The sequence below is a fragment of the Thauera sp. 28 genome (assembly GCF_000310145.2).
GTDB lineage: Bacteria > Pseudomonadota > Gammaproteobacteria > Burkholderiales > Rhodocyclaceae > Thauera > Thauera mechernichensis.
The window spans coordinates 30,621-56,426 of sequence record NZ_AMXA01000006.1; the positions used below are offsets into that span (position 1 = coordinate 30,621).

General features: G+C 65.5%; 21 protein-coding genes and 3 tRNA genes. 19 read left to right on the forward strand and 5 right to left on the reverse strand.

Annotated elements, in window-relative coordinates:
- The first annotated feature begins 55 nt into the window (after window positions 1-55).
- The 7 genes from tsaE (at window position 56) to ispH (ending at window position 7,778) form a co-directional block, all read left to right on the forward strand.
- Window positions 56-586 carry a tRNA (adenosine(37)-N6)-threonylcarbamoyltransferase complex ATPase subunit type 1 TsaE gene (tsaE, locus tag C662_RS06600; protein WP_002926422.1) on the forward strand — a complete coding sequence of 177 codons (531 nt, stop codon included), beginning with the start codon at window positions 56-58 and terminating at the stop codon, window positions 584-586.
- Window positions 526-1,923 (forward strand): N-acetylmuramoyl-L-alanine amidase, encoded by a 1,398-nt coding sequence (locus C662_RS06605; RefSeq protein WP_051018550.1) that lies wholly within the window; start codon window positions 526-528, stop codon window positions 1,921-1,923. The genes tsaE and C662_RS06605 overlap by 61 nt, the downstream gene beginning before the upstream one ends.
- A 106-nt stretch (window positions 1,924-2,029) precedes the next feature.
- Window positions 2,030-2,971 carry a bifunctional riboflavin kinase/FAD synthetase gene (locus C662_RS06610; RefSeq protein WP_002926424.1) on the forward strand — a complete coding sequence of 314 codons (942 nt, stop codon included), beginning with the start codon at window positions 2,030-2,032 and terminating at the stop codon, window positions 2,969-2,971.
- A 53-nt stretch (window positions 2,972-3,024) separates the two neighbouring features.
- Window positions 3,025-5,835 carry an isoleucine--tRNA ligase gene (ileS, locus tag C662_RS06615; protein WP_002926427.1) on the forward strand — a complete coding sequence of 937 codons (2,811 nt, stop codon included), beginning with the start codon at window positions 3,025-3,027 and terminating at the stop codon, window positions 5,833-5,835.
- 13 nt (window positions 5,836-5,848) lie between these two features.
- Window positions 5,849-6,352 carry a signal peptidase II gene (lspA, locus tag C662_RS06620; protein ID WP_002926429.1) on the forward strand — a complete coding sequence of 168 codons (504 nt, stop codon included), beginning with the start codon at window positions 5,849-5,851 and terminating at the stop codon, window positions 6,350-6,352.
- A 20-nt stretch (window positions 6,353-6,372) separates the two neighbouring features.
- Window positions 6,373-6,801 carry an FKBP-type peptidyl-prolyl cis-trans isomerase gene (locus C662_RS06625; RefSeq protein ID WP_002926431.1) on the forward strand — a complete coding sequence of 143 codons (429 nt, stop codon included), beginning with the start codon at window positions 6,373-6,375 and terminating at the stop codon, window positions 6,799-6,801.
- Window positions 6,802-6,839: 38 nt separating this feature from the next.
- Entirely contained in the window at window positions 6,840-7,778 is a 939-nt protein-coding gene (gene ispH / locus C662_RS06630; RefSeq protein ID WP_002926433.1) for a 4-hydroxy-3-methylbut-2-enyl diphosphate reductase, read from the forward strand.
- Between the two features lie 83 nt (window positions 7,779-7,861).
- On the opposite strand, the gene C662_RS06635 is transcribed toward ispH, so the two are convergent.
- A complete protein-coding gene (locus C662_RS06635; protein WP_002926435.1) occupies window positions 7,862-8,968 on the reverse strand; it encodes an aromatic ring-hydroxylating oxygenase subunit alpha in 1,107 nt (368 codons plus the stop codon).
- Between the two features lie 125 nt (window positions 8,969-9,093).
- Between C662_RS06635 and C662_RS06640 the strand changes: the two genes are divergently transcribed.
- From C662_RS06640 to C662_RS06690, 11 genes are all read left to right on the forward strand, one after another.
- Entirely contained in the window at window positions 9,094-9,351 is a 258-nt protein-coding gene (locus tag C662_RS06640; protein WP_002926444.1) for an exodeoxyribonuclease VII small subunit, read from the forward strand.
- On the forward strand, window positions 9,348-10,256 hold the full coding sequence (locus tag C662_RS06645; RefSeq protein ID WP_002926447.1) for a polyprenyl synthetase family protein: 909 nt from the start codon (window positions 9,348-9,350) through the stop codon (window positions 10,254-10,256). Before C662_RS06640 ends, C662_RS06645 begins: the two co-directional genes overlap by 4 nt.
- A 45-nt stretch (window positions 10,257-10,301) precedes the next feature.
- On the forward strand, window positions 10,302-12,176 hold the full coding sequence (gene dxs, locus C662_RS06650; protein ID WP_002926449.1) for a 1-deoxy-D-xylulose-5-phosphate synthase: 1,875 nt from the start codon (window positions 10,302-10,304) through the stop codon (window positions 12,174-12,176).
- 85 nt (window positions 12,177-12,261) lie between these two features.
- Window positions 12,262-13,077 (forward strand): GTP cyclohydrolase FolE2, encoded by an 816-nt coding sequence (folE2, locus tag C662_RS06655; RefSeq protein ID WP_002926451.1) that lies wholly within the window; start codon window positions 12,262-12,264, stop codon window positions 13,075-13,077.
- A gap of 100 nt (window positions 13,078-13,177) precedes the next feature.
- The gene (locus C662_RS06660) at window positions 13,178-13,528 is read left to right on the forward strand and encodes a carboxymuconolactone decarboxylase family protein (protein WP_002926453.1); all 351 of its coding nucleotides are present in this window, start codon (window positions 13,178-13,180) and stop codon (window positions 13,526-13,528) included.
- A 63-nt stretch (window positions 13,529-13,591) separates the two neighbouring features.
- Window positions 13,592-13,681 (forward strand) — tRNA-Ser (locus tag C662_RS06665).
- A 62-nt stretch (window positions 13,682-13,743) separates the two neighbouring features.
- Window positions 13,744-13,820 (forward strand) — tRNA-Arg (locus tag C662_RS06670).
- A gap of 41 nt (window positions 13,821-13,861) precedes the next feature.
- Window positions 13,862-13,938 (forward strand) — tRNA-Arg (locus C662_RS06675).
- Between the two features lie 100 nt (window positions 13,939-14,038).
- Window positions 14,039-15,052, forward strand: a complete 1,014-nt coding sequence (locus C662_RS06680) for a DnaJ C-terminal domain-containing protein (protein ID WP_002926455.1) — start codon at window positions 14,039-14,041, stop codon at window positions 15,050-15,052.
- Window positions 15,053-15,156: 104 nt separating this feature from the next.
- The gene (locus tag C662_RS06685) at window positions 15,157-16,341 is read left to right on the forward strand and encodes an efflux RND transporter periplasmic adaptor subunit (RefSeq protein ID WP_002926457.1); all 1,185 of its coding nucleotides are present in this window, start codon (window positions 15,157-15,159) and stop codon (window positions 16,339-16,341) included.
- Complete coding sequence (locus C662_RS06690) at window positions 16,338-19,451, forward strand: efflux RND transporter permease subunit (RefSeq protein ID WP_002926460.1); 3,114 nt, start codon at window positions 16,338-16,340, stop codon at window positions 19,449-19,451. The genes C662_RS06685 and C662_RS06690 overlap by 4 nt, the downstream gene beginning before the upstream one ends.
- Window positions 19,452-19,486: 35 nt before the next feature.
- Here the strand turns inward: C662_RS06690 and serS are convergent, their stop codons facing one another.
- Window positions 19,487-20,779, reverse strand: coding sequence for a serine--tRNA ligase (serS, locus tag C662_RS06695; protein WP_002926462.1), 1,293 nt, complete (start codon window positions 20,777-20,779; stop codon window positions 19,487-19,489).
- 263 nt (window positions 20,780-21,042) lie between these two features.
- On the opposite strand from serS, the gene C662_RS06700 reads away from it, so the two are divergent.
- Window positions 21,043-21,306 (forward strand): hypothetical protein, encoded by a 264-nt coding sequence (locus tag C662_RS06700; RefSeq protein WP_002926463.1) that lies wholly within the window; start codon window positions 21,043-21,045, stop codon window positions 21,304-21,306.
- Here C662_RS06700 and C662_RS06705 read toward each other — a convergent pair.
- The 3 genes from C662_RS06705 to C662_RS06715 form a co-directional block, all read right to left on the reverse strand.
- Complete coding sequence (locus C662_RS06705; RefSeq protein ID WP_002926465.1) at window positions 21,278-22,723, reverse strand: replication-associated recombination protein A; 1,446 nt, start codon at window positions 22,721-22,723, stop codon at window positions 21,278-21,280. The two genes, C662_RS06700 and C662_RS06705, sit on opposite strands and share 29 nt — an antisense overlap.
- A gap of 70 nt (window positions 22,724-22,793) precedes the next feature.
- Window positions 22,794-23,480 (reverse strand): outer membrane lipoprotein chaperone LolA, encoded by a 687-nt coding sequence (lolA, locus tag C662_RS06710; protein WP_002926467.1) that lies wholly within the window; start codon window positions 23,478-23,480, stop codon window positions 22,794-22,796.
- Window positions 23,477-25,765 (reverse strand): DNA translocase FtsK, encoded by a 2,289-nt coding sequence (locus C662_RS06715; RefSeq protein ID WP_002926468.1) that lies wholly within the window; start codon window positions 25,763-25,765, stop codon window positions 23,477-23,479. The genes lolA and C662_RS06715 overlap by 4 nt, the downstream gene beginning before the upstream one ends.
- Window positions 25,766-25,806 lie beyond the last annotated feature (41 nt).

Genomic DNA, 25,806 nt, shown 5'->3' on the forward strand with positions numbered 1-25,806 from the left:
GTCCCCCCGCCACACTGTCCCTGCCCTGACCTGACGCCATCACCACGAGGTTCCCATGATCGAGTTGAATCAAGCTGCCGATGATAGCGGCGCCCGCCTGGACGCGCACTTGCCGGCGGAAGCCGACACCGAAGCACTTGGCGCGGCACTGGCGGCGGCACTCGCGCCCGGCCTGCGGATCTGGCTGCAGGGCAACCTCGGCATGGGCAAAACCACCCTCACCCGTGGCGTGCTGCGCGCCCTCGGCCACGAGGGTAAGGTGAAGAGCCCCACATACACCTTGATTGAACCTTACGTAGTTTCTAGATTAGACTTATATCACTTTGATTTTTATCGCTTCAATTCGCCCGAAGAATATCTGGACGCGGGGCTGGACGAGTACTTCGAAGGACGGGGTGTGTGCATCGTGGAGTGGCCCGACAAGGCGGCCCCCTACATCCCCTCCCCCGACCTCGAAATCCAGCTTCGAACCGAAGCCGACGGGCGCTTTGCGGAGATCAGCGGACACACGGATGCGGGGCGGAAATGCGTGATCGAACTGGGGAAGACATTGCAGGGTGCAGGCCCGGCGCCCGGGACGAATTGATCGGGCAGGTCGGTGCTGGCCGCGAGGTCGCTACGGTCACGGCCGGCGTACGCGGCCTGAATCGGCGCCAACTGCTCAAGTTCGCTGGCGCATCGCTCGCGCTCATGGTCAGTCCGGTGGGCCACGCCGCACCGGCCAGCCTCGTCGCGGTGCGCGTGTGGCCTTCGCCCGATTACACGCGGATCACCCTCGAAGGTGCGTCGGCGCTGCGCTTCAGCCACATGCTGGTGCAGGACCCCGACCGTCTGGTGGTCGACCTCGAAGGCGTGCGCCTCGATAGCGTGCTGCAGTCCCTGCCGTCGAAGGTGCTCGACAGCGACCCCTACATCCGCCAGATTCGTGCAGGCCAGAACAGGCCAGGCGTGGTGCGCGTGGTTGTCGAGCTGAAGGCGCCAATCAATCCGCAGGTGTTCACCCTGGCTCCGGTCGGCAACTACGGCCACCGACTGGTGCTCGACCTCCACCCCACCGAAGAACACGACCCGCTCATGGCGCTGATCCTCAAGGACTCGCCGATGGACGCTGCGATGGGCGAGGACGGCAAGGATGCAACGCCGGTGGCGCGCGCGCAGGGCCGCGAGCCGGCGCGCCGCGAACCCGCCAAGCAGCCCGCTGCCAACCGCCTGTACACGGTGGTGCTCGACCCCGGCCATGGCGGCGAGGACCCGGGCGCGATCGGGCGCGGCGGCAGCTACGAGAAGAACGTGACGCTGTCGATCGCGCGCCGCCTCAAGCGAAAGATCGACGCCGAGCCCGGCATGCGTGCAGTGCTGACGCGCGACGGCGACTACTTCGTACCGCTGCATCAACGCGTCGCACGCGCTCGCCGGGTGCGCGCCGACCTGTTCGTGTCGATCCATGCTGACGCCTTCGTGCGCCCCGAAGCCAATGGCAGCTCGGTCTATGTGCTGTCCGAGCGCGGCGCGTCGAGCTCGGCCGCACGCTGGCTGGCGCAGAAGGAAAACGACGCCGACCTCGTCGGCGGCGTCAACCTTGCACGCCAGGACGGCCACATTGCCCGCACCCTGCTCGACCTGTCGCAGACGGCAACGATCAACGACAGCTTCAAGCTCGGGCGGGCGATGCTTGGTGAGCTCGGTACGGTGAACCGGCTGCACAAGCCCGAAGTAGAGCAGGCCGGCTTTGCCGTGCTGCGCGCGCCCGACATTCCGTCCGTTCTGGTCGAAACCGCCTTCATCAGCAACCCGCAGGAAGAGCGCCGGCTCAACGACGAGGCCTACCAGGAAAAGATGGCCAACGCGCTGATGCGCGGCATAAAGCGCTACTTCCAGGAGCATGCGCCCAGCACACCGACGCGCGTCGCCCGCCTCGACTGAGTCGTCGGTAACGCGGCGCCAGCGCTCGACCGTCCGCTCCGCGCCTTGGCCTCGAAGCCCGCAGACGCGGGCTTTGTCGCTATAATTGCGGCTTTTTCAGGCGCTTATGCAGGTTCATCGCGGGATTCCCGAGCATGCCGATACGCCTGCGGTGCTCACCATCGGCAACTTCGATGGCGTGCATCGCGGTCACCAGGCGCTGCTCTCGCTGCTGACCGGAAAGGCTCGTGCACTCGGCCTGCCGGCGGTGGTGCTCACCTTCGAGCCGCATCCGCGAGAGTACTTCAGCCCTGCCGACGCGCCAGCACGACTGGCCTCGCTGCGCGAAAAACTGCTGCTGCTGCAGTCCGCAGGCGTCGATCGCACCTACATCTGCCGCTTCGACGCACGCTTGGCCTCACAGTCGGCGCAGAGCTTCATTGACGACACGCTGGTGCGCGGACTGGGCGTGCGCCATCTGTTCATTGGCGACGATTTCCGCTTCGGCGCACGCCGCCAGGGCAGCTTCGCGATGCTTCAGGAGGCGGGCGTGACCCATGGCTTCGGGGTCGAGTCAATGCCGACCCTGTGCGTGGACGCCGAGCGGGTATCGAGTTCGGCCGTGCGCAATGCGCTCCTCGAAGACGACCTCGGCCACGCTGCACGCCTGCTCGGCCGCCCCTACAGCATTGCCGGCCGTGTCAGCCACGGCGACAAGCTGGGCCGCCAGCTGGGTTTCCCGACCGCAAACATCCAGATGAAGCACCGCCGGCCCGCACTTACCGGTGTCTATGTCGTCAGTGTCGAGGGCCTGGCCGAAGAGCGCATCCTCGGCGTCGCCAATATTGGCGTACGGCCTACCGCAACGGCGCGCGGCCGCGCCCGGCTCGAGGTGCATCTCTTCGAGTGGTCGCAGAACTGCTACGGTGCGCACATTCGCGTACATTTCCTGCACAAGCTGCGCAGCGAACAGAAGTTCGACTCGCTCGACGCCCTGCGGACCCAGATCGCCCTCGACTCCGAGGCGGCACGCCAGTGGTTTGCCGACCGCCCCGCGGTGCGCGACTGACGGCGCCCAGGCTGCGCACCCCCAACAGAACCCACAAGAGTCAAGTTCCAGCCATGGCCGACTACCGCAAGACACTCAACCTGCCCGACACCCCCTTCCCGATGCGCGGCGACCTGCCCAAGCGCGAGCCGAACTGGATCGCCGACTGGCAGAAGAGCAAGCTCTACCAGCGCATCCGCAAGGCCAGCGCCGGCCGGCCCAAGTTCGTGCTCCACGACGGCCCGCCCTACGCCAACGGCAGCCTGCACATCGGCCATGCGCTGAACAAGATCCTCAAGGACATCATCGTGCGCTCGAAGACGCTCGCCGGCTTCGATGCGCCCTACGTGCCGGGCTGGGACTGCCACGGCCTGCCGATCGAGCACAAGGTCGAGGTCACTCACGGCAAGAACCTGCCTGCGGACAAGGTGCGCGAGCTGTGCCGCGCTTACGCCGCCGAACAGATCGAGATCCAGAAGGCCGACTTCATCCGTCTGGGCGTACTCGGCGACTGGGACAATCCCTACCGCACGATGGATTTCGCCAACGAAGCCAACGAGATCCGCGCGCTCGCCGAGATGACGAAGAACGGCTACGTCTTCAAGGGCTTGAAGCCGGTGAACTGGTGCTTCGACTGCGGCTCGGCGCTGGCCGAGGCGGAGGTCGAGTACGCCGACAAGCAGTCACCGACGATCGACGTCGCCTTCCCGGCGGCCGAGGCTGGCAAGCTTGCCGCCGCCTTCGGCCTGGCCAAGCTCGACAAGCCCGCCGCCGCAGTGATCTGGACCACCACCCCGTGGACCATCCCCGCCAACCAGGCACTCAATGCTCATCCCGAGTTCGACTACGCGCTGGTAGACGTGGGTGATCGTCTGCTGGTGCTCGCCAAGGAACTGGTCGAGTCCGCCCTGCAGCGCTATCAGCTCGAGGGCAGCATCGTCGCTACCGCGAAGGGCGCCGCGCTCGACCGCATCGAGTTCCGCCACCCCTTCTACGACCGCGCATCGCCGGTGTACCTGGCCGACTACGTGGGCGTGGACGCCGGCACCGGCATCGTGCATTCGGCCCCCGCTCACGGCGTGGACGACTTCAACTCGTGGCGCGCCTATGGCCGCAGCAACGAGGAGATCCTGTCGCTGGTGATGGGTGGCGGCGAGTACGTGCCCGACCTGCCCTTCTTCGGCGGCATGAACATCTGGAAGGCCAACGCCGCCATCGTCGACAAGCTCGCCGAAGTCGGCGCGCTGCTGTCGAACGGCAAGATCACCCATAGCTACATGCACTGCTGGCGCCACAAGACCCCGCTGGTCTATCGCGCGACCGCGCAGTGGTTCGTCGGCATGGATCGGACTGCCGCCGACGGGTCGACGCTGCGCGAGCGCGCACTACGCGCCGTGGAGGCCACCAAGTTCTACCCCGGCTGGGGCCAGGCACGCCTGCACGCGATGATCGCCAACCGACCCGACTGGTGCATCTCGCGCCAGCGTAACTGGGGCGTGCCGATCCCCTTCTTCCTGCACAAGGAGACCGGCGAGCTGCATCCGCGCACGGTCGACCTGATGGAAGAGGTTGCCAAGCGTGTGGAGCAGGAAGGCATCGAGGCCTGGTTCAAGCTCGACGCTGCAGAGCTGCTCGGCGCCGAGGCCGCACAGTACGACAAGATCAGCGACACCCTCGACGTCTGGTTCGACTCCGGCACCACGCACAAGCACGTGCTACGCGGCTCGCACAACGACGGCCACCCCGAAGGCCCGCGTGCCGACATGTACCTGGAAGGCTCGGACCAGCACCGCGGCTGGTTCCATTCATCGCTGCTCACCGGCTGCGCCATTGACGGCCATGCACCGTACCGCAGCCTGCTGACGCACGGCTTTGCGGTGGATGGCGCCGGGCGCAAGATGAGCAAGTCGCTCGGCAACGTGGTCGTTCCGCAAGAGGTCACCGGCAAGCTCGGCGCAGAGATCCTGCGCCTGTGGGTCGCCTCCACCGACTACTCGGGCGAGCTGTCGATCTCCAAGGAGATCCTTGACCGCGTGATCGAGGTCTATCGCCGCATCCGCAATACGCTGCGCTTCCTGCTCGCCAACACTGCCGACTTCGACATTGCCAGCGATGCGGTGCCGGTCGAGCAGTGGATGGACATCGACCGCTATGCGCTGGCCTTTACCCGCCAGCTCGCACAGCAGGCCGAGGCCGACTACGCGAAGATGGAGTTCCACCGCGTGGTGCAGGCCCTGCAGGTGTTCTGTGCCGAGGACCTCGGCGCCTTCTACCTCGACATCCTCAAGGACCGCCTGTACACCACCGCGGCCGGCAGCCTGCCACGCCGTGCCGCGCAGACAGCGCTGTGGCACGTCACCCAGACGCTGCTCAAGCTGATGGCGCCGATCCTTTCCTTCACTGCCGAGGAAGCCTGGGCCATCCTCAACCCCGCCCGGGCGGGCGAGGAGGCCGACAGCGTGATGCTGCACAGCTTCCACGCCCTGCCCGCGCAAGAGGGCGAGGCCGGGCTCATCGCACGCTGGGAGATCATTCGGAGCGTCCGCAGCGAAGGCCTCAAGGTGATCGAAGCCCTGCGCACCGAAGGCAAGGTGGGCGCCTCGCTGCAAGCCGAACTCGAGCTCGCGCTCACCGCCGACAAGTTCGCCGCGCTGGCCAGTCTGGGTGAAGACCTGCGCTTCGTCACCATGACCTCGGGCGCACACCTGTCTGAGGTGGCCAGCGTCGACGACGAGCGCATCGTCGCCACGCCGAGCGGGGCGCAGAAGTGCGAGCGCTGCTGGCACTACGTCGACTCCGTCGGCAGCGACGCCGAGCATCCGAGCCTGTGCGGCCGCTGCGTGAGCAACCTGTTCGGCGAAGGCGAAATCCGCAGCCATGCCTGAGCTCTCAGCCACAATGACCACGCCCCGCGCACGCAGCGCCCTCCTCCTGATGCTGCCGTGGCTGCTGCTTGCAGCCGCGGTCGGCGTGCTCGACCAGGTCACCAAGCAGCTCGTGCTCGCAAACCTGCATTACGGTCAGGTCATCCCGATCACGGGCTTCTTCGACCTGGTGCTGGTATTCAATCCCGGCGCCGCGTTCAGCTTCCTGGCCGACCACGGGGGCTGGCAGCGCTGGTTTTTCACCATCCTGGCCCTGGTGATCAGCGCCTGGCTGCTGGTGATGATGTACCAGCACCGCCACGAGAAGATCCTGCCCGCTGCCTTCGCCCTGATCATCGGCGGTGCGCTGGGCAACGTTTACGACCGCCTCGTCCATGGCGCGGTCGTCGACTTCCTGCATTTTCATTACGCCGGCTGGAGCTGGCCGGCGTTCAACCTGGCTGACTCCGCGATCACCGTCGGTGTCGTGCTGATGCTGTGGGGACAACTCCGCAGCCCTCATGCGCAGCAGCCTTGAATAAGCCCCGGAGCCCGATCTTGAGCCAGACCATCGACGCCAACAGCCTCGTCACCCTGCACTACCGCATCTCGCTGCCCAACGGCCAACCGCTGATCAGCACCTTCAACGCCACGCCGGCGACGCTGCAGTTGGGCGCAGGCGAGATGCTGCCGGCCATGGAGAAGCTGCTCGTCGGCCTGGTGCCCGGTAGCCGCCACATCTTCGAGCTGGAGCCGGAGAACGCCTTCGGCCCCCACCGCGCCGAGCTGATCGAGCGCGTCAAGCGTGAGCACATGCCCGACGAGGACATCGAAGCCATGAGCATCATGGAGTTCACCGCGCCCGACGGCTCGCGCTACTCCGGCCTGGTGCGCGAAATCGACGACCAGTCGGCGCTCATCGACTTCAACCATCCGCTCGCGGGCAAGCACATCCACTTCGAGGTCGAGGTCATCGGTATTCTCTGACCACACCAAGCCCCACCCTGCCCCACACAGAGACAACAATGAGCGACAAGGAAATCCTGCTGGCCAACCCGCGCGGCTTCTGCGCCGGCGTGGAACGCGCGATCGAGATCGTAGAGCGTGCGCTCGCGCGCTTCGGTGCCCCCATCTATGTCCGCCATGAGGTCGTGCATAACAAGTTCGTGGTCGACGATCTGCGCAACAAGGGTGCAGTGTTCGTCGATGAGCTCGATGAGGTACCGAGCGGCAATACGGTGATCTTTTCCGCACATGGGGTGTCGCTGGCGGTGCGCGAAGAGGCGGAGAAGCGCGGCTTGCGCGTATTCGATGCCACCTGCCCGCTGGTCACCAAGGTGCACATCGAGGTCACCCGCATGCGTGAGCAGGGCCGCGAGATCATCATGATCGGCCACAAGGGCCACCCCGAGGTCGAAGGCACGATGGGTCAGGTCGCGACCGGCATCCACCTTGTCGAAACACCCGAGGACGTCGCCGCGCTGCAGGTGGCGAATCCGGAGCTGCTGGCTTATGTCACCCAGACCACGCTGTCGGTCGATGATGCGGCAACCATCGTCAACGCCCTGCGTGCGCGCTTTCCGAACATCGCCGGCCCGAAGAAGGACGACATCTGCTACGCCACCCAGAACCGCCAGGATGCGGTGAAGTTCATGACTCCGTATGCGGACGTGGTGTTCGTGGTGGGCTCGAAGAACAGCTCCAACTCCAACCGCCTGCGTGAAGTGGCCGAGCTTCGCGGCGTACCCGCCTACCTGGTGGACAACGCGGCCGGCATCGATCCGGCCTGGATCGAAGGCAAGCGTCGTATCGGCGTTACGGCAGGCGCCTCGGCGCCGGAGGTGCTGGTCGAGGAAGTCATCGCACGCCTCGAGGCGCTCAGCGGCGGCGCCGTGCGCAATCTCGACGGCGTCCCCGAGAAGGTGACCTTCCCGCTGCCCAAGGAATTGCAGGACGCACGCTGAAAGCGGGCAGGCATTAAGCAGAAACCCTCGCCGCAAAGCGAGGGTTTCTGCTTTCTTCATGAGGCCATCGGGCCCGGTCGCGCCTAGGCGCCGATGTGTTCCGCCATGATGCGGCGGTAGAACTCGTGGAAGTGCTGCATGCCGTCCTCGAAGGGCGATTGGTACGGCCCGACTTCGTTGCGGCCTTCCTTGAGCAGTGCCAGCCGACCACGATCCATACGCTCGGCGATGTCATCGTCCTCGATCGCGGTTTCCATGTAGGCCGCCTGCTCCGCCTCCACGAACTCGCGCTCGAACTCGACGATATCCTCGGGGTAGTAGAACTCCACGACGTTGGTGGTCTTGTCCACGTCGGTCGGGATCAGGGTACTGACCACGAGCACATGCGGATACCACTCCACCATGATGTTGGGGTAGTAGGTCAGCCAGATCGCGCCGTGCTCAGGCTTCTTCTCGCCGTAGTACTCGAGCACCGCCTTGTGCCACTTGGCATAGGTGGCCGAGCCCGGCTTGGCGAGGGAGGTGATGCCGACCTGCTGCACCGAATACCAGTCACCGAACTGCCAGCTGAGGTCGTCGCAGGTCACGAAGTTGCCCAGGCCGGGATGGAAGGGCACGACGTGGTAGTCCTCGAGATAGACCTCGATGAAGGTCTTCCAGTTGTAGTTGCACTGATGAATCTCGACCCGATCGAGCTTGTAGCCGGAAAAGTCGAGCTGGGGCGCGACCTTCATGCCGGCCAGGTCTTCATTGGCCGAGCGCGGCCCCTTGAAGAGCAGCCCGTGCCAACTCTCCAGACCGTCGCGCTTGAGACCCAGGCAGGGCTTTTGCGCGAAGTGTGGAGCGCCGATGAGTTCGCCCTGCTGGTTGTAGGTCCACCGATGAACCGGGCAGACGACGTGCTCGGTCGTGCCACTGCCCTGCAGCATGATGGCCTGGCGGTGGCGGCAGATGTTGGACATCTGGTGCACGCCGTGCTCGGTGCGGAACAGCAGCTTGGCGTGGTCAAGCCACTCCAGCGAACGGTAGTTGCCGACCTCGGGAACCATCAGCTCATGGCCGACGTACCCCGGACCGGCATCGAAGAGGAGCTTCTTCTCCAGTTCGAAAACCTTCTCGTCGAAGTACCAGGAAACAGGCAGTTGGGAGGCAGCCTGGGCCAATTGAGCCTTGGAAGCGATGTCGGACATCCCCGAACCTCCTCTTGCGGACAAGAAATCCGGAAAAATAAACGAGTTAGTGTAAGCCAGCCGTTGTTTGACCGCCAGACCTGCGATCGGTTATTTTCCGGCTTTTGCCGCGCAGATATTCATCCATGCCAAAGTCGGCACCCGCCCCCAAGTCCTTCGAAGCCGCGGTTTCGGAACTCGAAGCCATCGTCCAGGAGATGGAAGCGGGCAAGCTTCCACTGGAGGAATCCCTCGTGCGCTATCAGCGTGGCGTAAGCCTGCTGCGTTATTGTCAGGGCACGCTTGCCGACGCCGAACAGCGCGTGCGGCAGCTCGAAGGTGATGCCCTGGTCGATTTCGACACCGGGGCGCCTGGCACCAAGGCCGTCGGGGGCGAACAATGATCGATACGCACAAGGGTGGAGACTTCCGCGACTGGATGGCAGGCATCCAGGCACGCACGGAGACGGCCCTGGCCGAGGTGTTGCCCGAGGCCACGATCGCCCCGGCGCGCCTGCATTCCGCCATGCGCTACGCGGTGCTCGGCGGCGGCAAGCGGGTACGCCCCCTGCTTGCACATGCGGCAGGCGAACTCGCCGGCGCAGACGCCCGCCACCTGGATCGCGTCGCCTGTGCAGTCGAACTCATCCATGCCTACTCGCTCGTTCATGACGACTTGCCGTGCATGGACGACGATGTGCTGCGCCGTGGCAAGCCCACGGTGCACGTCGAGTACGACGAAGCGACGGCGCTGCTTGCTGGCGACGCCCTGCAGACGCTCGCCTTCCAGACGCTCGCCGACAACATTCCCGGGCTCGAGCCAGCGGTGCGGGTGGAGATGCTCGCCCAGCTCGCGCTCGCCTCGGGTTCGCGCGGCATGGCAGGCGGCCAGGCCATCGACCTTGCCTCGGTCGGCGTGCAGCTGACGCGCGAGGAGCTCGAGTTCATGCATGTACACAAGACCGGCGCGCTGATCCGCGCCGCCGTGCTGCTGGGCGCTCGCGCAGGAGGCCGCCTGTCGGCGGCAGACCTTGGCCGCCTGGACCACTATGGCAAAGTGATCGGGCTGCTGTTCCAGGTCGTCGACGACATCCTCGACGCCGAAGCTGACACTGCCACGCTGGGCAAGACGGCCGGCAAGGACGCCGACAACGACAAGCCGACCTATGTGAGCCTGCTCGGCCGTACCGAGGCCCGCCGCCTCGCCGAGGACATGCTCGCCGACGCGCAGCGCACGCTGGCCCCTTTTGGCACGGGCGCCGGCCGCCTGTCCCAGCTCGCCGACTACATCGTGCATCGCGCCTTCTGAAGTCGCTGCGAAGCCCGAAACAACATGCAAGGAACGCCGGATCCCATGGCCACCTACCCCCACCTGGAACGCATCTCCTCCCCCGCCGACGTGCGCGCACTCGAGCGCAGGGAGCTGACGACCCTCGCCGACGAACTGCGCGCCTTCCTGATCGAGTCGGTATCGCGCACGGGCGGCCACCTGTCGTCCAATCTCGGCACTGTCGAGCTGACGATCGCGCTCCATCACGTGTTCAACACGCCTCATGACCGCATCGTCTGGGACGTCGGCCACCAGACCTACGGCCACAAGGTGCTTACCGGCCGCCGCGAGGCGATGGGCGGGCTGCGCCACTGGGGTGGCATCTCCGGCTTCCCGCGCCGCTGCGAAAGCGAGTACGACACCTTCGGCACGGCGCATTCGTCGACCTCGATCTCGGCCGCGCTCGGCATGGCGGTCGCAGCACGGGCACGCAAGGAGGACCGCCACGCGATCGCCGTGATCGGCGATGGCGCGATGTCCGCCGGGATGGCCTTCGAGGCCCTCAACAATGCCGGCGACATGGACGACCTGAACCTGCTGGTCATCCTCAACGACAACGAGATGTCGATCTCTCCTCCCGTTGGCGCGCTGACCAAGATCCTCGCACGCATGCTGTCGGGCTCGACCTACAACACCGCGCGCAGAGTCGGCGAAAAGGTGCTGGGCATCGCACCGCCGGTCGCCGAGCTTGCACGCAAGGTCGAAGAGTACGCCAAGGGCATGATCAGCCCGGGCACCCTGTTCGAAGAGTTTGGCTTTCACTATTACGGGCCGATCGACGGCCACGACCTCGATGCCCTCATCCCCACACTGCAGAACCTGAGAAAGCTCAAGGGCCCGCAGTTCCTGCACGTGATCACGCGCAAGGGCCAGGGCTACAAGCTCGCCGAAGCCGACCCCATCCTCTACCACGGCGTCTCCAAGTTCGACCACACGGCGGGCATCGAGACCGGCAAGGGCGGCGGCAAGCTGACCTACACCCAGGTATTCGGCGACTGGCTGTGCGACATGGCAAAGGCCGACCCGCGCATCGTCGGCATCACCCCGGCGATGCGCGAAGGCTCGGGCCTGGTGCGCTTTGCCCAGGAGCACCCGGACCGCTACTTCGACGTCGGTATCGCGGAGCAGCATGCCGTCACCTTCGCCGCCGGGCTGGCCTGCGAGGGCTTCGTACCCGTGGTGGCGATCTACTCGACCTTCCTGCAGCGCGCCTACGACCAATTGATCCACGATGTCGCCCTGCAGAACCTGCAAGTGGTGTTCGCGATCGACCGCGGAGGCCTGGTCGGTGCCGATGGAGCCACCCACCACGGCGCATTCGACCTCTCCTATCTCACCTGCATCCCGAATATGGTCGTGATGGCGCCCTCCAACGAGGATGAATGCAGGCAGATGCTGTACACCGCCGTCAGCCACCCGGGGCCGTCGGCGGTGCGCTACCCGCGCGGCGGCGGCACCGGCGTCGCACCTCAGGCGCGCATGCAGGCGCTCCCGATCGGCAAGGGCGAGGTCGTGCGCGAAGGCCGGCGCGTCGCCCTGCTCGCGTTCGGCAGCATGGTCGGCGTTGCGCTCGACGTGGGCGCGCAGATCGATGCCACGGTCGCCAGCATGCGCTTCATCAAGCCCCTGGACGAAGCGCTCGTTGCGCGCCTGGCCGCCGACCACGATCTGCTCGTCACGCTCGAGGAGAACGCGCTCATCGGCGGCGCCGGCAGCGAAGTGGCTCGCGTCGTCGACGGCCTGGCAGCGCGGCCACGCATGCTGCGCCTGGGCCTCCCCGACCGCTTCATCGACCACGGCGACCAGGCCCAACTGCTGGCCTCGGTCGGACTCGACCGCGATGGCATCCTCGCTCGCATCCAGCACAGCCTGGACATCGACGCCACCACCAAAAGTTGAGCATTTTTGTCGGGAAAGCTAAGATTCGGGCCAGGTGCAACTCGTTTGCACCTGGCCCGATCACCATGAAACGAGAGAAACGCCAATGAACGACCCCATCGATCTCGCCATGCCCGACGTCCAGAGCAGCGCGGACAGCCGCCAGATCGCGATCAACAAGGTCGGGATCAAGTCGATCCGCCACCCGGTGAAAGTCGCCGACAAGGCGGGCGGCGTGCAGCACACGGTGGCGAGCTTCAACATGTACGTCGGCCTGCCCCACAACTTCAAGGGCACCCACATGTCGCGCTTCGTCGAGATCCTCAACGACAACGAGCGCGAGATCTCGGTGGAGTCCTTCGAGCCCATGCTGCGTGCGATGGTCGAGCGTCTCGAGGCCGAGACCGGCCACGTCGAGATGAGCTTCCCGTACTTCATCAACAAGACCGCGCCGGTGTCCGGTGTGAAGAGCCTGATGGACTACGAAGTGTGCTTCATCGGCTCGATCCGCGAGGGTGGCCATTACGAGTTCTCGATGAAGGTGGTGGTACCTGTCACCAGCCTGTGCCCCTGTTCGAAGAAGATCTCGGAGTACGGCGCCCACAACCAGCGCTCTCACGTCACCGTGAACGCGGTCCTCAACGACCACCTGTGGATCGAGGAAATGGTCCAGCTGGTCGAGTCCCAGGCATCGTGCGAGTTGTTCGGCCTGCTCAAGCGGCCTGACGAGAAGTGGGTCACCGAACGTGCCTACGACAACCCGAAATTCGTCGAGGACATGGTGCGCGACGTCGCCGCCCAACTCCAGCGCGAACCCCGCATCGATGCCTACGTCGTCGAGTCGGAGAATTTCGAGTCGATCCACAACCATTCGGCCTACGCCCTGATCGAGCGCGACAAACGCATTGCCGCCTGCGGGTAGTGCCGATCAAGACACCTGATCGGCCAATCGGCAAGGGCAATGACACGCCCAAGCGCAAGACGCTAATATAAGCATTCCATTAACTACTGGAATGCATGTAATGTCCAAGTCCTTTGTCCAGATCACCACCGACGTGTCCAAAGCCCTCGCCACGCTGCGAAAGGAAACGCCCGAGACGATGCAGGGCTTCGGCACGATGGCCAAGGGCGCCTTGCAGGACGGCGCGCTGAGCGAGCTGCAGAAGGAACTGATTGCGCTTGCGATCGCCGTCACCCAGCGCTGCGACGCCTGCGTCGGCTTCCATGTCAAGGCGCTGATCCGGCTCGGTGTGAGCCGCGAGCAGTTCATGGAGACGCTGGGGGTATGCACCTACATGGGCGGCGGCCCTGCCCTCATGTACGCCGCCGAAGCCGTCCGCGCGTATGAGGAAATGCTGCCACGCACGGCCTGAAGCGGTCCGCGAAAAAAAGCGTTCACTTTTTCTGCGGATTCACTATAATGCCGACCTTCGAGCGGAGAGGTGGCAGAGTGGTCGAATGTACCTGACTCGAAATCAGGCGTAGGTGCGAGCCTACCGTGGGTTCGAATCCCACCCTCTCCGCCAAAAAACAGTTGAAGTTGCGGCAGCAAAAGATATAATGCCGCTCCTTCGCAGTGCAGCACAAAGCGCCCGTAGCTCATCTGGATAGAGTACCTGGCTACGAACCAGGGGGTAGGAGGTTCGAATCCTTCCGGGCGCGCCAAACAAGCCTTCCGACTTCGGGCTCTAAACGATATCGGCAACGCGCCCGTAGCTCATCTGGATAGAGTACCTGGCTACGAACCAGGGGGTAGGAGGTTCGAATCCTTCCGGGCGCGCCAGACAGCCGAAAAAGGCCCGGTCAATCGACCGGGCCTTTTTCATTCCTGCGCGCTGAAGGGCGCTCGGTTAAGCTGTAGCCTTTATCCCATACACCCCGAAATGCCCGACGCCCATCACCTGCTCGGCCTGCAGCCTGGCGCCTCGCGCGCCCAGATCAAGCGCGCCTTCCGCCAGTTGGCGATGCAATGGCACCCGGACCGCAATCCCGCTCCGGATGCCGTCGAGCACTTCAAGGCGCTTCGGCGTGCGCATGACGCCCTGCTCGAAGCCTTGCTCGAGGACACGGACGCCGATGTCGAAACGGCCGCGACCGAGGCGGCCGAGCACGCGCAGCAACGGGCAACGGAGCGCGGCGCCGACCGCTGGGAAACGCTCGAGATCAGCTTCGAGGAAGCCTTCGCCGGCGGCGCGAGGGCGATATGCGTTCGCAGCCCCCTGCCCTGCGCGCATTGCAATGGCAGCGGCACCGAAGAGGTCAGCGTCAGCCAGGTGTGCGCCCTCTGCCATGGCTCGGGGCGCCTGCGCACTGCGCAGGGGCTCGTGCACTGCGACGCCTGTGACGGGCGCGGTTATACACGCACGCGCGCGTGCAGGGCTTGTGGCGGCAGTGGCGAGCAGGTCGGCGAACGCTGGCTGGAAGTCACACTGCCACCCGGGCTGGTTGACGACGATACTCTGCGCCTTGCCGGCGAGGGCGAGCCGCATGCCGACCCCGGCCACCCGCGTGGCGATCTGCGCCTGAGAGTCAGGCTCAGCCCACACCGCATCTTCCGCCGCGAAGGCAGGAACCTCGTCGTGCAGCGCCCGGTCAGTGCACTTCGCATGCTGGTTGGCGGCAGCCTGCGCATCCCGCACCCCGCGGGCATGCGTAGCGTGACGCTCGATGCGGGCCTCGCTCATTGCCGCCAGTTGCGCGTCGAAGGGGCGGGCTTCCCCGCACGTGCGGGGCGCGCTGCCGGCGACCTGATCGTCGAGTTCATACCGATGCTGCCCGAAGCACTCGACGCGCGTGTGCGCGCCTTGATCGAGCAGCTCGACAACGAACTCGGCGCCAGCGCGGAGCGCCACCTGCCCGAGCTTGCGCGCTGGGAAGCCGACTGGCTGACCGACTGACGCTGGCGTAAACAGACGCGGCACTGCGGCGGCAGGCCCCATCGGCCGTATAATTAGCAAAAACTGATAAACATGCAGCCCCGCTGCACCCAAGGCCTTGTCGAATGCGCCGTTTGCTTCCGTTGCTGATCATCGCGCTTGCCGTTGCCGGTTTCATCGGTCTGCGCGCTACCCGTCCAAGCGCACCTGCCGTCGAAACCCGCGAGAGAGTCTGGCAGGTCGAGACCCACTCGTTGCAGGCCGCGGCGCTGCATCCCACACTCGTGCTCTACGGCCGCGTCGAGGCGCCCGACCGTTTGCGCGCAGCGGCGCCAGTCAGTGCCCGCATCCTCGAACTGCGGGTGCGTGACGGCGACCGCGTAGAAGCCGGCGCAGTGCTCGGCCGGCTCGACCCGCGTGACCTCGCCCCGCGCCTCGAACGTGCGAAGGCAGACCTGGAGCGCGAACGCATCCGCCATCGCAGCGACCAGCAGGCCCTCGAACAGGAGCGCACCCTTGTGCAATTGGCGGACGCAAGGCTTACCCGCCTCGAACGCCTCAAGGACGCACGACTGGGAGCGGAGAGCGCGGTGGATCAGGCGCGCGAGGAACGCGCCCGCGCACAACTCGCCCTGACGCAGCGCCAACAGGCGATCGCGGAGCACCCTGCCCGCCTTGCACAGCTGCAGACGCAGCTCGCCGAGGCCATGCGCGACGCCGAGCGCGGTGAACTTGTGGCGCCCTTCGCAGCGCGGATCGGTACGGTGGAAGTCGCTGCGGGCGATCAGGTGCAGGCCGGCCAGACCCTGCTCAGCCTGTATTCGTCCGATGCACTCTACCTGCGCGCCCGCGTACCGGCGCTCTACGCCGAGGAACTGCGCGCAGCGCTCACCCGCGGCGAGCACCTGCATGCCCGTGCCGATTTCGGTGCCACCCCGTTGCGCGCCCACCTTGAACGCATCAGCGGTGAGGCCGACGCGCGCGGCGTGGATGTGCTGCTGCGCATCGAGGATGCCGACCGGGTACCGGTGGGCGCCTTCGTCAATGCGGTCCTCGATCGCCCGCTGGCCAACGACATCTTCGCGATCCCACCCACCGCTTTGCATGGTGGGGACCGCCTCTACCTGATCGAGAATGGGCGACTGCGGGGGCTGAACATCACGCGTGCCGGCGAGCGTCGAAGCGGTGATCAGGTTCAGCTGCTCGTGCGTGGGGACGCGCTCGCGAACGGCATGCAGGTTCTGAGTACCCACCTGCCCCATGCCATCGACGGCCTCGCCGTGGCTGTGGTCGAACGGACGGCACAATGAAGCACAGCAGCGTCCTGCAGATGCTGGCTGGCCACAAGGTGGCGGCCAATGTGCTGATGTTGCTCGCCTTCGTACTGGGCGCTATCGGCCTGACACGCATGAACGTGCAGTTCTTCCCCAGCTTCGAGCTCGATGTGATCTCGGTGCGGGTGATCTGGACCGGTGCCTCGGCCGAGGATGTCGAAACAGGGATCACCACGCCGCTGGAGGAGCGCCTGAAGACGGTCGACGGCCTCAAGCGCATGAGCTCCACGTCTGCCCAAGGCATCTCGAGCATCACACTGGAGCTCAACGAGGGGACGGACGCGCTGCTCGCGCTGGACCAGGTGCGCCAGCGCGTAGATGAATTCCGCAACCTGCCGCGCGACGCCGAGACCCCCGAGGTCAGCCGCATCTCGCGTTATGAGCCGATCGCCCGCCTGCTGGTACGAGGCAACAGCGTAGACGAGCTGCGGCCCTGGGTGCGGCGGTTCGAGAGCGAACTGCTGGCCGCCGGCATAGACCGCGTCACCATCACCGGCCTGCCGGAAGAACGCATTGCAATCGAGGTGCCCTCGGCGGCACTCGAGAGCCTGGGACTGTCCCTTGTCGAGGTCGGTGAGCGGATCGGTCAGCTCGCACGCGACGTGCCAGCGGGCATAGCCGGCGAGATCGACGGCGCACGAGAGATACGCGGCCTGGAGCAGCGCCGAAGCGCCGAGGCCTTCGCCAACCTGCCGGTGCTGAGCGATCAGGACGGTGTGGTCCGCCTGGGCGAGATTGCCACCCTCACTCGCGAGCCCCGCGGCAACGAACTCGCGCTGTTCGAGCGCGGCGACAGCGTGGTCGAGTTGCAATTGCAGCGCAGCGAGAGCGGACATTCGCTCAAGGCTGCACGCGTGCTCGACGACTGGCTGGAGAAGACCCGCCCCACCCTGCCACCGAGCGTGCAGCTCGAAGTGTTCGATGCGCAATGGCAGCTGATCAGCGACCGCATCGGCCTGCTCGTGAGCAACGGCCTTTCCGGGCTGCTGCTCGTGGTCGCGGTGCTCTATTTCTTCCTCCCCGCACGCGTGGCGCTGTGGGTGATGATCGGCATTCCGACCGCCTTCCTCGCCACGCTCGGGCTGATGTTCGCGTTCGGTGGCACGATCAACATGATGAGCCTGTTCGCGCTCATCATGGCGCTGGGCATCATCGTCGACGACGCCATCGTGGTCAGCGAGGACGCCGACACTCACCGCCAGATGGGAGAAGGTCCGACGCAGGCCGCGCTGGGCGGAGCACGGCGGATGTTGTGGCCGGTGGTGGCGGCGTCGCTGACCACGGTAGCCGCCTTCCTGCCCCTGATGATGGTGGGCGGCATCATCGGCAACATCCTTGGCGACATTCCGTTCGTGATGATCATGGTCATCATCGCCTCGCTGCTGGAGAGCTTCCTGATCCTGCCGGCCCACCTGCGCATGGCGCTCGCCGGCGAGGCCGGGCTGCACCACTCCCATCTGCGCGAGCGGCTCGACCGCGCCTTCGCCGGCTTTCGCGACGGCCGCTTCCGCCGCCTGGTCGAACTCAGCCTCGCCTGGCGCGGCACCACGGTCGCGCTCAGTATCGGCTTGATGGTGATGGCTGTCGGCCTGATCGCCGGCGGACGGATCGGCTTCGTGTTCTTCCCCTCCCCCGAGGGCCAAGTGGTGTTCGCCAACGCCACCTTCGTCGCCGGGACGCCGCGCCAGCACACCGAAGCCTTCCTGAACGAACTCGAGCGCGCACTGTTCGAGGCCGAGGCGGAATTGGGCGGCGGTCTGGTGCAGACGGCCGTCGCGCGCCTGGGCGGCACGATCAGCAGCGGTGCGGGCTCGAGCGCACGCGGCGATCAGCTCGCCGGCATCATGGTCGAGCTCACCCCACCCGACACACGGGAAGTTCGCAACGAGCGCTTCCTCGCCGCCTGGCGCGCCAAGCTGCCCCCGGTTGCCGGCCTCGAACTGCTTACTTTCACGGCCCGCCAGTCCGGACCACCCGGCCGCGACCTGAACATCCGCCTCACCGGCGACGATGCCGATGCGCTCAAGCGCGCGGCACTGGAGCTTGCGGAAACCCTCAAGAGCCTGCCGGGGGTGAGCGAGACCGAGGACGACATGCCCTTCGGCCGCGAGCAGTTGGTCTATCGACTCACCCCGGCAGGCGAAGCGCTCGGCCTCACCACCGAGAGCCTCGGTCGCCAGCTGCGCGCCGCCTTCGATGGTGCGCTCGCCCAACTCGTTCAGGTCGGCCGCGACGAACTCGAGGTCCGCGTCATGCTTCCGCGTGACGAACGCAGCCGGCTCGACGTCTTCGATCGCATCACCGTCAGCCTGCCTGACGGCCGTTTCGCCCCGCTCGGGACGGTAGCGAGCTGGGAGTCAAGGCGGGGCTTCGAGGCCCTGCGCCATGCCCAGGGGCGGCTCGCGGTGGAGGTGTCGGGGGCAGTCGATAGCGAGGTGAACAACGCGAATGCGATTCAGGCCGAACTGGCCCGCGACGCCCTTCCGGGCCTGGCTGCCCGCTATGGCATCGAGTACAGCTTCGAAGGGCGCTCGGCCGACCAGCGCGAAACCATGGCGGATATGCAGACCGGGCTGGTAATCGGGCTCGGCTTGATCTACCTGGTGCTGGTGTGGTCGTTCTCGTCCTGGAGCTGGCCGCTGGTAGTGATGTCCGCCATCCCGCTCGGACTCGCCGGCGCCATCTTCGGCCACTGGCTGCTCGACATCGATCTCACCATCCTGTCGATGTTCGGCTTGTTCGGCCTGGCCGGCATCGTGGTGAACAACTCGATCATCCTGGTGACGCTGTTCAAGGAATTGCACCACAAGGGAGCCGCCCTGCAGGATGCCCTGGTCGGCGCGTCCTGTGGCCGTCTACGCGCCGTACTGCTGACCTCGCTCACCACCATCGGCGGGCTGACGCCGCTGCTCTTCGAGCGCTCGCTGCAGGCCCAGTTCCTGATCCCGATGGCGACCTCGATTGCCTTCGGGCTAGGCTTCTCCGCCCTGCTGGTGCTGTTCTTCGTGCCGGCGCTGCTGTCGCTGCTGGAGAGCTTCCACGACTGGAGCGCGCGCCGCAACGTGCGCCCCGCGGCAGCCGCCTGAATGGGCGCTGGCGCGGGCTGTAGTGCGGATCGCTGTCAGAGCGGCGCTTCGATGCGCTCGACACCGCCCATGTAGGGGCGCAGCGCGGCCGGGATAAGGATCGAGCCATCAGCCTGCTGGTGGTTCTCGAGCACCGCCACCAGGGTGCGACCCACAGCCAAGCCCGAACCATTGAGCGTATGCACCAGTTCGTTCTTGCCCTGAGCGTTCTTGAAGCGCGCCTGCATGCGCCGCGCCTGGAAGGCCTCGCAGTTCGAGCAGCTCGAGATCTCGCGATAGGTATTCTGGGCCGGTAGCCAGACCTCGAGGTCGTAGGTCCTTGCTGCCGAGAAGCCCATGTCGCCGGTGCACAGAGTGATGACACGGTAGGGCAGTTCGAGCTTCTTCAGGATGGCTTCGGCATGACCGACCATCTGCTCGAGCGCCTCGTCGCTCTTGCCCGGCTCGACGATCTGCACCATTTCCACCTTGTCGAACTGGTGCTGGCGGATCATGCCGCGCACGTCGCGCCCGCCGCTGCCCGCCTCGGAACGGAAGCAGGGGCTGTGCGCAGTCAGGCGGATGGGCAATTGGTCGAGCGTCAACACCTCCTCGCGCACGCTGTTTGTGAGCGTGATCTCGGCGGTTGGGATCAGGTACTGCTCCAGCCCCTCCTCGTCACCTCCGCGCAGCACCCAGAACAGATCTTCCTTGAACTTGGGCAACTGGCCGGTACCGTACAGCGCCTCGCGATTGACGATGTAGGGCGTGTAGCACTCGGTGTAGCCATGCTCGAGCGTATGCGTATCCAGCATGAACTGTGCGAGGGCGCGATGCAGGCGCGCGATCGGACCGCGCAGGAAGGCAAAGCGCGACCCCGACAGCCTGGCGCCAGTGTCGAACTCGAGGCCGAGCGGCGCACCGAGGTCTACATGGTCGCGCAGCTCGAAGTCGAACTGGCGCGGATTGCCCCAGCGCCGGACTTCGACGTTGCCGGACTCGTCCTCTCCCACCGGCACATCGGCCTGAGGCAGGTTCGGCAGGCGCGAGGCGAAGTCGTTGATGCGTTCGAGCAGTCCGGGAAGCGCCTGCTCGCAGGCTTTGAGCTCCTCGCCGAGCTGACCGACCTCGGCCATGACCGCCGTCGCGTCCTCGCCCTTGCCCTTGAGCATGCCGATCTGTTTGGAGAGCGCGTTGCGCCGGGCCTGTAGTTCCTGCGTACGGGTCTGCAGGGCCTTGCGTTCGTCCTCAAGGGCCTGGAAGCCGGCTACGTCAAGGACGAGGCCGCGTGTGGCAAGGCGGGCGGCAACACTGTCGATCTGGTTGCGGAGAAGCTGGATATCGAGCATCGGGCAATTCCTGTTTGTTTCTGTAATCAGCTGCATGGCGACGAAAGCTCACGTTCCATCACACGGAAAGCGCTTTAACACCAAGCTAATGAAGACTTTTCACGGCGCACTGAACTGATGTCGCAGTGCAAAAATTAGTTTTTCCAATCAATAACTTGAGAAGTTGACGCTACGTAAATTGAACTTGCAAAACGCAGCCGGTCAATTAACCTTGTAGGAGAAACCAAGCCGCGCCAGACGGCACAACCTTGGAGGAGTACGGCATGCTATCGATTCGTGACTGCCTTGACTATTGCGACGTAACCGATGACGAGGTCGCCCTGATCGCCGAACACGAGGACATACCCGACGTCGCAGCGGCCCAGGTGGTATGTGGCCTCGTGCAGACCCCGGAAGGTGTGATGGTGCTGACCCAGTTCATGGTCGAACTGATCGAGCGCGCAAACGCGCGCGGCGATGTCGAAAAGGCGCGCCGCGCAGCCAAGGTCTGCGAGCGCTTCATGGCCGACCACCCCCTGCCTCACTGAGCCCCTCATCGCCCTGATCGCCCGCATCGCCTGGTCCATGCGGGCCGTGGCGTGAAATGGACATCGCTGCATCAGCCCGTTTCACGCCATGTTCCGGGCGTGTGCCGACGGCCGATTGCGCAGCGGCGTCGAGATCGCGCAGGCGTGCAAGCTTCTCGGCTATCCGGCCTTCCATGCCACGCGGCGTGGGCTGGTACCAGCCGGGCGGATCCATCCCATCGGGGAGATATCGTTCGCCGGCAGCGTAGGCATCGGGCTCGTCATGGGCATAGCGATAGGCCTTGCCGTAGTCGAGCGACTTCATGAGCTTGGTGGGTGCATTGCGCAGGTGCAGGGGTACAGGCCGGGATGCATCCTTGGCTACAAAGGCGCGCGCAGCATTATAGGCCTTGTACGCCGCATTCGACTTTGCCGCACAGGCGAGGAAGATCGTTGCCTGTGCGAGCGCGAGTTCCCCCTCCGGCGAGCCCAGACGCTCATAGGTAGCTACCGCACTGAGCGCCATCTCCAGCGCGCGCGGGTCAGCCAGGCCAATGTCTTCGACCGCCATGCGGATCAACCTGCGCCCCAGGTAGAGCGGATCGGCACCGCCGTCCAGCATCCGACACAACCAGTAGAGCGATGCGTCCGGATCCGAGCCGCGCACGGACTTGTGCAGGGCCGAGATCTGGTCATAGAAGGCCTCGCCACCCTTGTCGAACCGGCGCAGGTTGCGTGCCAGCGCCTGGTCGACAAACGCAGGCGTCACCGCGCCCAGGCCCGCCGTCTCGGCGGCGACCTGCAACTGCTCGATCAGGTTCATCAACCGCCGCGCGTCACCATCGGCAAAGCCGATCAGGCGTTCGCGCGCTGCAGGCTCGAAATCGAGTTCCGGGCAGGCCAAGGTACGCGCGCGCTCGAACAGCCTCTCCATTGCCTCCGCATCGAGAGCCTCGAGCACATAGACGGCTGCTCGCGACAGCAGTGCCGAATTGACCTCGAAGGACGGGTTCTCGGTCGTGGCGCCGATGAAGGTGACCAGACCTTGCTCGACGTATGGCAGGAAGGCGTCCTGCTGACCCTTGTTGAAACGATGCACCTCATCGACGAACAGCAGGGTGTGGCGGCCACGGGCCTTGGCAGCCTGCGCCTGCTGGATCGCTTCACGGATCTCCTTGACCCCGGAGAACACCGCCGACAAGGCAATGAACTCGGCATCGAAGCCCAGCGCCATCAAGCGCGCAAGCGTCGTCTTGCCCACCCCCGGTGGCCCCCACAGGATCATCGAGTGCGGACGACCGGACTCGAAAGCAAGCCGCAGCGGCTTGCCCGGCCCCAGCAGGTGAGCCTGGCCTGCCACTTCGTCCAGGCTGCGCGGGCGCATGCGCTCAGCGAGCGGCACGCGTGGCGGCTCAATGGTGTCGAACAGGTCGGCCATCGGCATCCTCAGCGAATAGGTAGCGCCACCGGGGTGGCGTGCATCCCCAGTGTGCACGCTCGATGGGTGATCAACGCAGTGCCGCCCCCTGCCTGCCGGCTGCCTCCGCGGGTGCCTCGCCGATCAGGTCGGCACCAGCGGGCACGCTGAAGCGGAAACGGTCGTCGGCAAGCACAGGATTCGTACGCAGCCGAGTGAAACGGATCGAGGTAGTCTGGCCAAAGTTGTCGCGCATTTCCATCTCACGCAGTTGGCCGTCGGCCATGCCGATGCGCAAGGCCTCGAAACCACTGTCGCTGCGCAAGGGGCGTGCATCGACCCAGGCGACCCCATCATGCACACCGCCGTCGCCCAGCTCGAAACTGTCGTCGAGCTCGCCGCTACCGAACAGGATGGCGGCAGGCGTCGCCCCCAGCGCGTCGCCGATCGCGCGCACAGTGACCTGATTGAGATCGGGATCCCAGGTCCACAAGGCGCTGCCATCGCCAACCAGCACTTGCCGGTAGGGCTGGACATACTCCCAGTGGAACTTCCCCGGCCGCGCGTAGGCGAAGCTGCCCGCCGCCTGCTGCGGCCGACGCCCGGAGCGTGCGCTCACCACCTGCTCGAACTCGCCCTCGGCGCTGCGCACCTCGGCAACGAAACTGCGCAGTTGAGCAACACCGTCCGCGGCCTGTGCAAGTGCTGCCGTGGTCAGCAACACGATCATGCTCGCCCCGCGCCCCAATGCGCCAATGCGCAGTCCGGAAAATCTCATTCGCCCTCCTTGGCCGGGACGATCACTTCCCGGTTGCCATTGCTGCCCATCGCCGACACGAGGCCGGCACGCTCCATCTGCTCGATCAGGCGCGCAGCGCGGTTGTAACCGATGCGCAGGTGACGCTGCACGAGTGAAATCGATGGCCTGCGGGTCTTGATGACCACTTCCACGGCCTGGTCGTAGAGCGGGTCCGCCTCGTCATCGCCGCCGTCACCACCACCGAGCGCCGCCTCAAGGTCGTCTTCGGCAGCCGCCAGGATGCCTTCGACGTAATCCGGCGGCCCACTCTTCTTGAGGTGGTCGACGACCTTATGCACCTCGTCGTCCGCGACGAAGGCGCCATGCACGCGCACAGGCAGGCCGGTGCCCGGCGCCAGGTAGAGCATGTCACCCATGCCGAGCAGCGTCTCGGCGCCCATCTGGTCCAGGATGGTGCGCGAGTCGATCTTGCTCGACACCTGGAAAGCGATACGGGTAGGCACGTTGGCCTTGATCAGGCCGGTGATCACATCCACCGACGGGCGCTGGGTAGCCAGGATCAGGTGAATGCCCGCCGCACGCGCCTTTTGCGCCAGGCGCGCAATGAGCTCCTCCACCTTCTTGCCCACCACCATCATCAGGTCGGCCAGTTCGTCGACCACGACCACGATGTAGGGCAGCGGCTCGAGCGGCTCTGGGTTCTCCGGGCTGATCGAGAACGGGTTGGTGAGCGGCTTCTCCGCCTTGCGTGCTTCCTGCACGGCCTTGTTGAATCCCGCAAGGTTGCGCACACCCACCGCTGCCATCAGCTTGTAGCGCTTGTCCATCTCGGTCACGCACCAGTTGAGCGCGTTGGCTGCATGCTTCATGTCGGTCACCACCGGCGCGAGCAGATGCGGGATGCCCTCGTAGATCGACAACTCGAGCATCTTCGGGTCGACCATGATCAGGCGCACGCGCTCGGGCTCACTCTTGTAGAGCAGCGACAGGATCATCGCGTTGATACCGACCGACTTGCCCGACCCGGTGGTGCCGGCCACCAGCAGGTGGGGCATCTTGGCGAGGTCGGCCACCACGGGCTGGCCGCCGATATCCTTGCCAAGCACGACGGTGAGTGGCGAATGAGCGTCCTGATACACCTTGGAGCCAATGATCTCGGACAGCCGCACCGTCTGGCGCTTGGGATTGGGCAACTCGAGTGCCATGCAGGACTTGCCCGGCACGGTCTCGACAACTCGGATCGACACCAGCGACAGCGCGCGCGCGAGATCCTTGGCGAGGTTGACCACCTGGCTACCCTTGACGCCGGTTGCGGGTTCGATCTCGTAACGGGTAATCACCGGCCCCGGATAGGCCGCCAGCACCTTCACTTCCACACCGAAATCGGCGAGCTTGTTCTCGATCACGCGCGAGGTGAACTCGAGCGACTCCGGCGACGGCGGCTCGACACCGCCACTTGCCGGATCGAGCAGCGCAACCGGCGGAATACCGCCTTCGCCGCTGTCGGCAAAGAGCGTCTGCTGGCGCTCTTTCTCGACACGTTCCGATTTCTGCACCGCCACGACGGCTGGCTCGATACGCAGCGGCGGCGCCGCGACCTTCTCGGTCTTGCGGCGGCGGGTCTCGACCACTGCTTCGCGCTTCTGGGCGATCTCACGGCCGACCTTCCGATCCTGCCAGCGCTGCCACGCCGCCTGGCTCGAGACGACAGCATGCTCAAGCCACAGGCCTACCCGCTCGACGACGGTCAACCAAGACACGCCGGTAAACAGCGACAGGCCGCAGGCTAGCAGTGTGAGCAGCATCAGCGTGCCGCCTGTGAAGCCGAAGTAGCGCTGCATGAGGGAGCCGAGCTCCATGCCGATCAGCCCGCCAGGCTCCAGCGGCACCGCCGCTCCGTGGGAGTGAAAGCGCAGGAATTCCAGCGCGCTGCTGGTCAACAGCACGACGAAGAAGCCCATCATGACGAAGATGAAGGAGCGGTGATCGAGCTCGAGACGATTCCTCAGCCGCCGGAAACCCCACAGCAAGCTGTATCCAAGGAAGACCACCCACCACCAGGACGACACGCCGAACAGATACAGCAGAAGGTCGGCGAGCCAGGCACCGAAACGGCCGCCCGGGTTCGCAACCCGGGTCACCTCGGCGGCATGCGACCAGCCCGGGTCGGACTCGCTGTATCCGACCAGGATCAGCCCGACATACAGCGACATGACGCCCAGGATGAGCCAGCGCGCCTCCTGGAGCAGGAGCGAGATCTTTTCGGGCAGCGGCTGGGAACGAGGCGAGGAGCGCGACAGCATTGGAATGAGGGCCGATCGGGAGCGCCGGACGGCCATAGTGG

Coding starts and splice junctions, on each gene's coding strand:
- tsaE (WP_002926422.1), top strand. CDS start 56: ATGATCGAGTTGAATCAAGCTGCCGATGATAGCGGCGCCCGCCTGGAC.
- C662_RS06605 (WP_051018550.1), top strand. CDS start 526: ATGCGTGATCGAACTGGGGAAGACATTGCAGGGTGCAGGCCCGGCGCC.
- C662_RS06610 (WP_002926424.1), top strand. CDS start 2,030: ATGCAGGTTCATCGCGGGATTCCCGAGCATGCCGATACGCCTGCGGTG.
- ileS (WP_002926427.1), top strand. CDS start 3,025: ATGGCCGACTACCGCAAGACACTCAACCTGCCCGACACCCCCTTCCCG.
- lspA (WP_002926429.1), top strand. CDS start 5,849: ATGACCACGCCCCGCGCACGCAGCGCCCTCCTCCTGATGCTGCCGTGG.
- ispH (WP_002926433.1), top strand. CDS start 6,840: ATGAGCGACAAGGAAATCCTGCTGGCCAACCCGCGCGGCTTCTGCGCC.
- C662_RS06635 (WP_002926435.1), bottom strand. CDS start 8,968: ATGTCCGACATCGCTTCCAAGGCTCAATTGGCCCAGGCTGCCTCCCAA.
- C662_RS06640 (WP_002926444.1), top strand. CDS start 9,094: ATGCCAAAGTCGGCACCCGCCCCCAAGTCCTTCGAAGCCGCGGTTTCG.
- C662_RS06645 (WP_002926447.1), top strand. CDS start 9,348: ATGATCGATACGCACAAGGGTGGAGACTTCCGCGACTGGATGGCAGGC.
- dxs (WP_002926449.1), top strand. CDS start 10,302: ATGGCCACCTACCCCCACCTGGAACGCATCTCCTCCCCCGCCGACGTG.
- folE2 (WP_002926451.1), top strand. CDS start 12,262: ATGAACGACCCCATCGATCTCGCCATGCCCGACGTCCAGAGCAGCGCG.
- C662_RS06660 (WP_002926453.1), top strand. CDS start 13,178: ATGTCCAAGTCCTTTGTCCAGATCACCACCGACGTGTCCAAAGCCCTC.
- C662_RS06680 (WP_002926455.1), top strand. CDS start 14,039: ATGCCCGACGCCCATCACCTGCTCGGCCTGCAGCCTGGCGCCTCGCGC.
- C662_RS06685 (WP_002926457.1), top strand. CDS start 15,157: ATGCGCCGTTTGCTTCCGTTGCTGATCATCGCGCTTGCCGTTGCCGGT.
- C662_RS06690 (WP_002926460.1), top strand. CDS start 16,338: ATGAAGCACAGCAGCGTCCTGCAGATGCTGGCTGGCCACAAGGTGGCG.
- serS (WP_002926462.1), bottom strand. CDS start 20,779: ATGCTCGATATCCAGCTTCTCCGCAACCAGATCGACAGTGTTGCCGCC.
- C662_RS06700 (WP_002926463.1), top strand. CDS start 21,043: ATGCTATCGATTCGTGACTGCCTTGACTATTGCGACGTAACCGATGAC.
- C662_RS06705 (WP_002926465.1), bottom strand. CDS start 22,723: ATGGCCGACCTGTTCGACACCATTGAGCCGCCACGCGTGCCGCTCGCT.
- lolA (WP_002926467.1), bottom strand. CDS start 23,480: ATGAGATTTTCCGGACTGCGCATTGGCGCATTGGGGCGCGGGGCGAGC.
- C662_RS06715 (WP_002926468.1), bottom strand. CDS start 25,765: ATGCTGTCGCGCTCCTCGCCTCGTTCCCAGCCGCTGCCCGAAAAGATC.